Origin of the sequence: Vibrio sp. 10N.247.311.12, assembly GCF_041467515.1 — a bacterium.
GTDB classification, from domain to species: Bacteria; Pseudomonadota; Gammaproteobacteria; order Enterobacterales; family Vibrionaceae; genus Vibrio; species Vibrio crassostreae_C.
In genome coordinates this window covers 71,670-82,089 of the sequence record NZ_JBFSUV010000018.1, presented here as the reverse complement: position 1 = coordinate 82,089, position 10,420 = coordinate 71,670, and the positions used below count along the sequence as shown (strand labels likewise).

Below are 10,420 nucleotides of genomic sequence, written 5' to 3'. Positions count from 1 at the left end.
TTTGGACATAAAAAGACCCCCAATAATTGGTGTCCAACTATTGGGGGTCAGTTCATATTCAGGCTCTTTTTTGTTTCTAGTCATCAGCTTTAAGTAGAGTGAGTTTTGGTATACAAACTACCGCTCTAACACTGTTCGTCTGCGAGCCTTCATTAACTCAGGCTTCCTCACCACCAAATAAACCGCAGCGGCAGACAAGGCGAAACCCATTGCGCCGTAGATGTCGAACGACTCACCGAAAATAAGCCAAGCTTGAATTGCTGTCGTCGGTGGAACTAAGTAAAACACTGAGGCCACACTTGAAGATGCACCATGCTCTACCATGTAAAGCAGCAATAATATGGCAACACAAGACAAAACAACCACCAGCCAGATTAGAGTCAGCGTGAATTCTACAGTCCAGTTCACCTGCATCGTTTCGTAACGCATTGCGAACGGCAGAAACAGCGCAGCCGAAGCCAAGTATTGCACCATCGCACCGCCGACCATATCTGTCCCCTGACAGAAGCGCTTCTGATACAGAGTGCCGCAGGTAATACCCACCAAAGAAACCAAACACAATAATGTTGCCAAGCCTTTTTGGTCGTCTGACTGCCATTCAATATTACCCATCAACACCAAACTAATACCCGCAAAACCAAGCGCTAATCCCAACCACTGTGCAAAATTAAAACGCTGCGAAGTACAGCTGATCATAATCAAGGCGGTCAGAATCGGTTGTAAGCCAACAAGTAGAGAGCTCAACCCGGCGGGCATACCCATATCAATCGCCAGATAGGTGCCACCAAGGTAGAAACCATGAATCAAGATGCCAACCACACTTGCGTGGAAGAATGCTCGACCACGAGGAATACGACGCTTAAGGATTGCAATCAAAACCAAGAACAGCGCCACGTTGGCCACCATCCTCAATGAAAGTAATGTTGCGGGTTCCGCGTATTCCACACCAAGACGTGCGCCGACAAAGCCTGACGACCACAATATTACAAACACAAACGGAATCATTTTAATCAGCATTACAAACCTCTGGTCAACTATTCATCAATGCTGTTACCTTAGTTGGGTACAGATAACTAATAAAGATACAGATATAACACTTTATATGGTTACAGATTGAGAGTGTGCAACGAGGGAGAAACACGTGGAAGCAGAACTCAGCGGCAATAAATACCTTGCTACCGAACAACATATTAAGGCTCAGATCGATAAGGGACTTTTTCATCCAGACGATCGTCTTCCCTCAATCCGTCAATTAAGCGAACAGCTTGGTGTGAGTAAAAATACCGTGATTCGTGCCTATCAAGAACTGGAAGCCACAGGCTGGGTTTATTCTGTGCCTAAATCAGGCTATCGCGTGAAAGCACCGAGCACCACCAGCTGGGATGCATCAAGCCAACCTCAAAAAGTCGATCTATTGTCTGTCACTAAATCGGTACTCTCTCGTCCAAAAGGTCGTCTGAAACTATTGACAGGCTCGGCCCACCCGAATATCAACAACCCTGCGATTCGAAGTTTGTATGCCGAGATTGGCCGTCACAGTCGATTACAAACTCAGCTTCCCGGTTATTACCAATTACCCCCCGGCGACGAGCAATTAGTAAAGCAATTGTTAAAGATCACTCATGATCTTGGTGTGCCTGCGGGATCGAAAGAGATTGCGATTACTCATGGTGCTCAACAGGCAATCAGTTTGGCACTACGTGCGCTCACCAAGCCCGGCGACATCGTGGCGGTCGAGTCGCCCTGTTATTTCGGTAATCTACTTTTACTTGAATCACTTGGCTTGCAAGCCCTTGAAATCCCAAGCAGCGTTAGCCACGGTATTGATATCCCATCACTACAGAGTGCGTTGGACAAATGGGAAGTGAAAACCTTACTGCTAACGCCAAACTTTACTAACCCAACCGGCTCAAGAATGCCATTGGCGAATCGAAAAGCATTACTGGAGATCACCGGATCTTTACCAATTATCGAAGACGATGTGTTCGGTAGCTTGGCATTCGACACACCAATCGCGAGCCTCAAAGAGCTTGATGATCAAGATAGAGTCATCTACGTCAACTCACTGTCTAAAACATTAGACTCACGCTTGCGAATCGGTTGGTTACTGTCTGGGCGCTACCAACCTTTGGTCGAAAAGTACCTTTTATGCGACAACATGGGCAGCTCAAATCTGATGCAATCCGCTGTGGGTCAATTTCTCACTACCGGCAAATATCGCAGTCATTTGTCTAAGATGAAGCGGCTCTACCAAACCAATCAAAAGCAATTCCAAAGCCTGTTAATACAAGCACTAGATAGCTACCCACACCTTGTCGGGCAATACCACCTATCAAAACCGGAAGGCTCTTTTTTAAACTGGATAACACTGCCTGAATCGGTCGATAGCTACGCGGTCTATCAAGATTGTTTGAAGCATAAATTGGGGATCTTACCCGGAACAGTATTTGGCACCAACGACCAATATAAACACTGTCTGCGCTTCACTGTCGCCAACATTGAAGAGAGCAAAGAGTGGAAAGAAGGGCTTGTGACACTAGCGAAGATAATCGCTAGGCACGTACGTTAGGTAACCTTGTTAATTCCATATTCAACCCAAACAACAAAGCCCCACTCAACTGAGCGGGGCTTTCATCATTATCATATCTTGAGTTGCTTAAATACGATGGTTAGTTAAATGCGATTAACCTTGCCAAGCGAACTGTTCAAATACTTTGTCGACTGGCGTTTTAGCAACGTGGTTTACGTAATTACTGATCACTTTCTGAGACAGGCCAAGAATCACTTCTAACACTTGTTGTTGACCGTAGCCCGCTTCGAAAAATGCTGCCATTTCACTTTCAGGCACATTGCCGCGGTTACGCACCATGCTCAGCGTAAAATCATGCAGTGCTTGCAGTTTTTCAGTGGGTAGAGCCGTGCGATTACGCAGTGCTTCGGTGATTGCAGGATCAACCTTCATTGAATGTGCGATACCTGTGTGCGCTGGAACGCAGTAGTGACATTCGTGTTCAACGTTGATGGTTTGCCAAACAACCGTTAGCTCTTCAGCATCGAAAGATGAGTCACTAAATGCCTGATGAAGCTGGGTGTAAGCCTTAAGTGTGTTTGGAGATTCAGCCAACACACCAAACAAGCCCGGCACTCTGCCCATCTGCTTTTTAGCGCCCTCAAGAATAGGTTGGCTTTGCTCTGGCGCGGATTCTACTGAGTGAATTTTGAAGTTGCTCATTGCTCTATCCCTATCAATTTTCGGTTCTAAAGTTATTCAATCACGGAGCAATTAATGAATGTTCTCCGTTGGTGTGAAAACAATATAGATCAAACAAGAACGATCGTTCAAGTGTTATTTTGAACACTCGTTCAAACTGTACATTGAAGCCTGACGGATATCTTTTGTTCATAACGAGAAAGCCCAACAGGCAACACCTGATGGGCTTTCTCTTTTTCTCAATTTTTTGCAAGCGGCTACCAATATTCTGCGTGAGCCAAGCCTTTAACACAACTCGACTTGCCACTTGTTACTTTGATTTCACCACCAGTTAACAATTGAGCCAACCAACCGTGAGGGAAACTCAATTCAAAGGGCGCTGGGACCTGCTCAACGGTAATTTGCCCAAAGCCCACTTTTGAATAGTAGTCAGGATCACCGTACGTCACTGCAAGCTCAATACCCTGCTCTTTTAGAAACTGCAAACCGAAGTTAATCAGGCGCTGACCAATACCACGCTTTTGCATCTGAGTGCTCACCGCCACTGGCGAAAGCAAATATGCCTTGGTTTCATCATCAAATGAAAGCGGCGTAAAGATAATCGAGCCTACAATCGTACTATCCGCATCCGACTCACTAGAATCATCTTCAATTAGCTCATAAACATACTTCTTTTTAACTGAATTTTGCCAATTTCTAAATCATTCAATAATGGACGAACGTTAACTAAACGATAAATAAACTCACCGAGTGAATACTTAAATCAACCACACATATACACCAGAAATTCCTGCTTAAATTTTTTAGAAAAATTCAAAATTTATTAGAAATTAACCCCTAACTTTACTGAGTAATTTGTTAGGCTTGGCAACAAATATTTACAATCCAACAAAAAATTAATTGGATACTTTGAGGTTGCTTTCTTGAATATGAAATTATTCGGCAGTTCTTTGATTCTGTCAGGAACTGCATTAGGGGCTGGCATGCTTGCTATTCCCATGGTGTTGGCTCAATTTGGCTTCATGATCAGCTCAGTGCTGATGCTACTTATCTTTATCGGCACCACATACTCTGCACTCCTACTGGCAGAAGCATGCACTAAAACTAAAGACAACAGTGGCATGAGCAGTGTTGCTTACCTCACTCTGGGCAGCAAAGGTAAACACTTTATCAATGCACTTTTTTACCTACTGCTGGTGTGCATGCTCATCGCTTATATCTTGGGTGTCGGTGACATCATCCACAAGCTACTGCTCGATGTTGGTATTGATGTATCGACCTCTGCAGCTTACACAGCTTTTAGCCTATTAACGGGTGTAATTGTAGTGGCGGGCAAGTCTTACATAGACAAACTTAATCGTGGCTTATTCATCTTGATGGTCGTGATGCTGTTTATCGTTATCGCGTCATTATTTAGCAACATTCGCCTTGATTACCTAACTCAAACCAGCCAATACACGGCCAACGACGTGGTGCAATACAGCGCAGTTATCTTTACTAGCTTTGCCTCTATGGTGGTGATCCCGTCACTGGTTATCTACAACCGTGAAGCAACTCAAAAGCAGATCCGCAATATGATTCTGCTAGGCTCAGTGATTCCATTAATTTGCTACCTAACTTGGTTATTCGCGATTATCGGCAACCTTGGCACAGACGCGATAAGCCAGTTCCACAATATCTCTGAGTTGATCTCTGCGTTCAGCGGCCAATCTGCTTGGTTGAAAGTGGTGATCGCTCTGTTCTCTGCTCTGGCCTTGGTGACTTCTTTCCTCGGCGTGTCGATGGCGCTTTACGACCAAAACAAAGATGCGGTGACCAACAACAAAGCGTTGGCTTATGCGCTAACCTTCATCTTACCTTTGGTATTAGCTGAGCTGTTCGCTAGCCAGTTTGTAAGCATGCTGGACTATGCAGGCATGGTCCTGGTGTTCCTAGCTATCTGGGGCCCACTCGCAATGGTAGTTAAGGTTCGCAGACCTGACTTCCCTCACCTACAAACCGAAGGCAGCTACACAGCAGCCGGTGGCGACACGGCATTAATGGCGACATTTGGTTTTGGTGCGTTGATTTTCGTGTCTTGGTTTATGGGGTAGATTCCCATTGAATGGACTATCTGTTGCCATTTAGAAGACAGCAGATACAAATAGCCCGTTAGTCCTGCTATTAAAAGTAGAGACTAACGGGCATTTTACTTCTTATTGGAGTGCTTGCTAGTTAGCTCTTAAACGTACTCGCAATATCTTTCAATGAAGCTGCTAACTGAGCTTGTTCTTTGGCTGTTGCAGCTATTTGCGTTGCAGCTGTCGTAGATTCTGTCGACTTCTGCTCTACTGCCATGACGTTTTGAGCAATATCTTGAGTCACTACCGCTTGCTCTTCGGTAGCGGTTGCGATCTGCTCAGTCATGCTAAAGATCTCGCTCACCGATGCTGAGATACCTTGTAAGGTGTGTTCCACCTCTTTTGAATCCTCAACCGCTTTAGACGACATCTTCTGACTGTTATCAATCACATTAAACGCGGTTTGCACATCAGACTGTAACGAGCTGATGAAACCTTCAATTTCAGCTGTCGACTGCTGAGTACGCTGTGCTAACGTGCGAACTTCATCAGCCACTACCGCAAATCCACGACCTTGCTCACCCGCTCTTGCCGCTTCAATTGCCGCGTTCAATGCTAACAAGTTAGTCTGTTCAGCGACGGACTTAATCACATCAATCACACTGTTGATGTTATTACTGCTCTCGTGTAAGTGCGTGATCTTTTCCGCTAGATCATTAATTTCAGATGCCAGTTTTTCGATAGAGTGGTAAGAGTTTTGTACCGTACTCAAACCTTCTTGAGACTGCTCATCGACCAGTTTAGCGGAACTTGCTGTCTGCTGAGTTTTAGCCGCCACCTCATTTACCGTTGCTGATAACTCTTCTGTCGCCGTCGCAACCAAGCCAATTTGGTCTTGTTATTGCACTAGCGTGTTCGAATTGTAGTGACAGGTTTGTGAGGTTTCTTCAGCGGCTGAAGCTAAGGTCAGACTCGACTGAGACAGGTTGTCGATAACGTTTGAAAACTTCTCTAGCGTTTCGTTGAGTGCCGAAGAGATCTGTCCAAGCTCGCTGTTGCCAACGAACTTAGCGCGAACTGTTAAGTCGTTGTCATTACGAACCTTAGACAACATCACTGTAAGATCTTTTACTCTCATCGTCAGGTCGCTGATCGCCTTATAGCTCACGAAGGTCGCGAACAAGGTTATCAAAGCAAACAGACCAATACTCATCATCATCGCAGACTGCGCCTCTGACATTTTTTTCTCTGTCAGTGCAATAAGCGACTCTGCTAGGCGGTTTTCTGTTTTCTTTAGCTGAACAATACGAGCGGTAGATTGCGAGAACCAGTACACAGGATCAACATCAAAACCGCTCATCTTAGATTCAGCCAAACCACGAAGCTTTTCTACTTCTGCCAACGAACGATCATTCAATTGTTGTTCAAAGAAACGAACGTTAGCTGGGTTGCTCAATACCTCAAAGTTTGAGAAGTAGGTATTTTGCTCAGTCACCAAAGAGATGAATTTAACCAACATGCCTGGGCCAAATTCATTTTTAGAGAAGGTATTATTTAGGACAGCACGCTCGATACCCGCTCGCTCTTTACCTTGTAAAAAGTTGTAGTAAGCGATGGTTTCAGTGGTGATGGCAGCATCAGAGCTAAGCTCAGCAATTAACGCCGATACGCTCAGCAGCTTTGCATTAAGTTGGGTGTAATAACCCAAAGCCTCAGACAGCGGAATCGATTGAGAATCGACCCGATTACGAATAGAAGTGATTTGATTTAGGCTTTGGCTGATCTCTGTATTCAAACGGTTGATCTGTGGCAGGTTGATATTGGCAGACTGCCAATAATCGTTTCTTTCATTACGTCGGTTGTCGGCGTTGGTTCTCTGCGCGGCTAATTCACTGACAAACTTGGTTCCTTGAGAGCCAATAAAGCCAGCTGTCATGCCTCGCTCTTTTTGTAACTCATGTACTAACTCACTGTACACAACCGAAAGGCGTGTCAGTTGATTCAATGAGGACATTTCAGTCTTTGTTTCTACGCCTTTGAATATCGCAGAAACACTGAGCCAGAGAAACCCTAAGATCGGTAAAATAAGCAAAGCGATGATTTTTTGCTTAAAAGACATATCGGTTAATTTCATTATCATTTCCCTAGCAGCTAACAAATCTTTTCAGTCATCTAACTCGCACACCCTTAATAAGATGCGCCTCAATTGTGACTGTATAATTATTCAACTTGATCAATGTGCATCAATTACCGTGACACACAGATCGCGATGCGATGAAGGTACCTACTACGGCGCTCAGCACAAGACCGTAGAAGTTATTGATGATTAAGATTATTTCCTGATGATCTGGATGTTTTATTAACTCTTTGATGTTCTAAGCCTGCGCAAAGCAGCTAAACACACCTTTACTAGAACGGGCGTTCAGCATAAAATATTGAACATATGTTCAGATTAATGAAGTAGATGTTATGGCCAAGACTGCGAAGTTCGATAGACAAGATGTAGTAGATAAAGCAACGAACCTGTATTGGGAAAAGGGCTTTCATGCGACTTCTATGCGCAACCTGCAAGACGTGATTGATATGCGTCCGGGCAGCATCTACGCGACGTTCGGCAGCAAAGAAGGTCTGTTTAAAGAGACGCTTGCTCGCTATACCGAACTTGGCATCCTGAATCTGAACCGCTTCCGCAGTGAAACAGACTCTCCAATCAAAGCGCTCGAAAGCTTCGTCAAACGTGCTGTGGTCGAATCAAAACAAAGTTCGCCAAATGGCATGTGTATGCTGGCAAAAACGGTAGCAGAACTGACTGATGAACACGCCGAATTATTAGAAGAAGCAAAGAAATCACTCAAAATCATGGAAGGTGAGTTCGCTAAGCTGATCGCAGAATCACAAGAATTGGGTGAGATAAGCAAAGAGCGTGAACCGACTCAACTTGCTCGACATGTTCAGGTTCAGATCGCAGGCCTGCGTACCTACGCCAAAACCTGTGACGATATCGATTTGCTTAATTCTATGGTTGAAGACGTATTTAAGTACCACCCTTTTTAAGGGTTGAACTTATAGATTAGTAAGCGATACAAAAAGACTCCACTTTCACCTTAACCAGCATGAGCGGAGTCTTTTTAGTTTTGATCTAGTTAATTTTATAGATGATAAACTTTGCGGTTTAAGGATTACACCTTTCTCATGATCAACGCTTGCGCATTAAGCATCGCCTCTTTGGTGCTGACATCTAAGATTTTAACGTTCGCAAAGCGCTCTACTTCTTTAATCGCCACATCGTGAGCAAAGATCACCAACCTCGCCCTTTCAATGTCTTTCTGGGTAATGCGATTACCTATTCCGTTGGCACCTTGGGTTTCGACTTTAATCCGAACCCCAAGATGATGCGCCGCCTTTTCTAAAGACTTCGCCGCTAAGAAAGTGTGGGCAACACCAGATGGACAAGAAGTGATCGCCAATACATCTGCTTGCCCTTCTTCCGTTACCGAACCACCGGTTAACTGATTAGAATTCACTTCACCTTCGACCACGTTCTTCTTCAGAAGAATTACGATCAGGGCTGTCGTTAGAGCACCTGCTAGTGTGCCGACGATATAACCAATCTTGCCATCTACCACTGGCAGCACAATCCAGCCGCCCCATGGTGCATGGTTCACTACATGGAACATAAAGCCAACCACGTTACCGACAATGCCACCAGCAACAACCGCAGGCAGAACGCGCGCAGGATCGGCGGCAGCAAAAGGAATCGCGCCTTCACTGATGCCAATCATACCCATGATACCCGCCGCTTTACCTGCTTCACGTTCGTCTCTTTTGAATTTCTTTGGCGATAAGAAAGTCGCCAGTGCCATGCCTAGTGGTGGTGTACAAATCGCAATACCAACACCGCCCATCAACCATGGTTGAGTATTCACCTGAGTTTGGGCAAACAGCGTTGCTACTTTATTGATCGGGCCGCCCATATCAAAGGCCGTCATTGCACCTAAAATACTGCCCAATACCATTTTTCCGGAGCCTGCCATGCCCGTGAGCATTTGGTTCATCTCAAGCATTACTTGAGCTATCGGAGAGCCAATCACCCACATCACCGCACCACAGGTCACGAAGGTGCCGACTAATGGATAGATGAAGATAGAGCTCAGCGAGATCATGCTGTCTGGCAGTTTGATCTTCTTAAGTAGATTCACCACAAAACCAGCGAAGAAACCGACCACAATTGCACCGAGAAAGCCGGTATTGTATTGATTCACCGCAACCCAAGAACCAATCATACCGGGCGCTAAACCCGGTTTGTCGGCCATTGAATACGCGATGTAACCACCGAGCACCGCTGTAAACAGGGTTAACCCCGCGATGCCCATCTGTGCGATATCTGCTAACACACCGCTTTCAGGTACTGCACCATGACCCGACATCATCACCGACAAAGACAAAAGCACACCACCTGCAACCACGAAAGGAATCATGTGTGAGGTGCCGTATAATAAGTGTTCTTTGAGGCGATTAAGAGATTGTGCCCAAGGGCTTAGTGGTTCGACATACACTTCATGATGGCTAGATGCGTAGCTATCGAACGATTCTGAATTGGCTTCAAGAAACAGCTCTTGAGCTTCCTCAACCGACTCAACCGCCTTTAATTTTGTAACAAAGCCATCTTCGATAAGTCTGGTCGAAATCTGAGCCAGTACCTCGATATGGTGGTCGTCGTTGTTGTCTGGTGAAGCGAGCATAAAGAACACATCGGAGAGTTCACCGCCATCAGCACCATAATCAATGCCCGTTCGGCTAATGCCTACTGCGACAGCAGGTTTAGCGACGGCAGTACTTTTCGCATGTGGAATCGCAATACCATCATCAAAGCCAGTATTACCGATGGCTTCACGCTTCCAGATGTCGTCAAGGAATTCACGTTTATTAGAGAGCTTACCGGCACGGTCGAGCAGTTCAACAAGCTCTTCAAATACCGCCTGTTTTGAGTCTGCTTGTAAATCCAAACAGATAATCTCGGGCTCGATAATGTTGGTGATATCCATATGCTGCTCTGCCTCGCCTGATTTCAGACTGAAGTAATTACGTAAGTGATAAGGTTAATAAGATGAAAAGATTAACGGTGTGAAGGCACTCAATATATAGGACG

At 45.2% G+C, this 10,420-nt stretch carries 6 protein-coding genes and 2 pseudogenes; 3 read left to right on the top strand and 5 right to left on the bottom strand.

What is annotated here, in order from left to right; translation table 11 throughout:
- Window positions 1–117: 117 nt before the first annotated feature.
- Window positions 118–1,017: a DMT family transporter gene (locus tag AB6E30_RS10175; RefSeq protein WP_372103461.1), complete on the bottom strand. Its 900-nt coding sequence runs from the start codon at window positions 1,015–1,017 to the stop codon at window positions 118–120.
- A gap of 124 nt (window positions 1,018–1,141) precedes the next feature.
- Between AB6E30_RS10175 and AB6E30_RS10170 the strand changes: the two genes are divergently transcribed.
- Window positions 1,142–2,569, top strand: coding sequence for a PLP-dependent aminotransferase family protein (locus AB6E30_RS10170; protein ID WP_372103459.1), 1,428 nt, complete (start codon window positions 1,142–1,144; stop codon window positions 2,567–2,569).
- 114 nt (window positions 2,570–2,683) lie between these two features.
- Here AB6E30_RS10170 and AB6E30_RS10165 read toward each other — a convergent pair whose 3' ends face one another.
- Window positions 2,684–3,232, bottom strand: a complete 549-nt coding sequence (locus AB6E30_RS10165) for a carboxymuconolactone decarboxylase family protein (RefSeq protein ID WP_017061666.1) — start codon at window positions 3,230–3,232, stop codon at window positions 2,684–2,686.
- A gap of 236 nt (window positions 3,233–3,468) precedes the next feature.
- Window positions 3,469–3,867: pseudogene (locus AB6E30_RS10160) on the bottom strand (GNAT family N-acetyltransferase); the annotation flags it as partial.
- Window positions 3,868–4,140: 273 nt separating this feature from the next.
- Here AB6E30_RS10160 and AB6E30_RS10155 point away from each other — a divergent pair.
- Window positions 4,141–5,304, top strand: a complete 1,164-nt coding sequence (locus tag AB6E30_RS10155; RefSeq protein ID WP_372103464.1) for an amino acid permease — start codon at window positions 4,141–4,143, stop codon at window positions 5,302–5,304.
- Window positions 5,305–5,425: 121 nt separating this feature from the next.
- Here the strand turns inward: AB6E30_RS10155 and AB6E30_RS10150 are convergent.
- Window positions 5,426–7,405 (bottom strand): annotated as a pseudogene (locus AB6E30_RS10150) (methyl-accepting chemotaxis protein).
- Window positions 7,406–7,740: 335 nt separating this feature from the next.
- Between AB6E30_RS10150 and AB6E30_RS10145 the strand changes: the two are divergent.
- Window positions 7,741–8,325, top strand: a complete 585-nt coding sequence (locus tag AB6E30_RS10145; protein ID WP_017064940.1) for a TetR/AcrR family transcriptional regulator — start codon at window positions 7,741–7,743, stop codon at window positions 8,323–8,325.
- Window positions 8,326–8,450: 125 nt separating this feature from the next.
- On the opposite strand, the gene AB6E30_RS10140 is transcribed toward AB6E30_RS10145, so the two are convergent.
- Window positions 8,451–10,316: a fructose-specific PTS transporter subunit EIIC gene (locus tag AB6E30_RS10140; protein ID WP_372103457.1), complete on the bottom strand. Its 1,866-nt coding sequence runs from the start codon at window positions 10,314–10,316 to the stop codon at window positions 8,451–8,453.
- Between the last annotated feature and the right edge of the window lie 104 nt (window positions 10,317–10,420).

Coding starts and splice junctions, on each gene's coding strand:
- AB6E30_RS10155 (WP_372103464.1), top strand. CDS start 4,141: ATGAAATTATTCGGCAGTTCTTTGATTCTGTCAGGAACTGCATTAGGG.
- AB6E30_RS10145 (WP_017064940.1), top strand. CDS start 7,741: ATGGCCAAGACTGCGAAGTTCGATAGACAAGATGTAGTAGATAAAGCA.
- AB6E30_RS10175 (WP_372103461.1), bottom strand. CDS start 1,017: ATGCTGATTAAAATGATTCCGTTTGTGTTTGTAATATTGTGGTCGTCA.
- AB6E30_RS10165 (WP_017061666.1), bottom strand. CDS start 3,232: ATGAGCAACTTCAAAATTCACTCAGTAGAATCCGCGCCAGAGCAAAGC.
- AB6E30_RS10140 (WP_372103457.1), bottom strand. CDS start 10,316: ATGGATATCACCAACATTATCGAGCCCGAGATTATCTGTTTGGATTTA.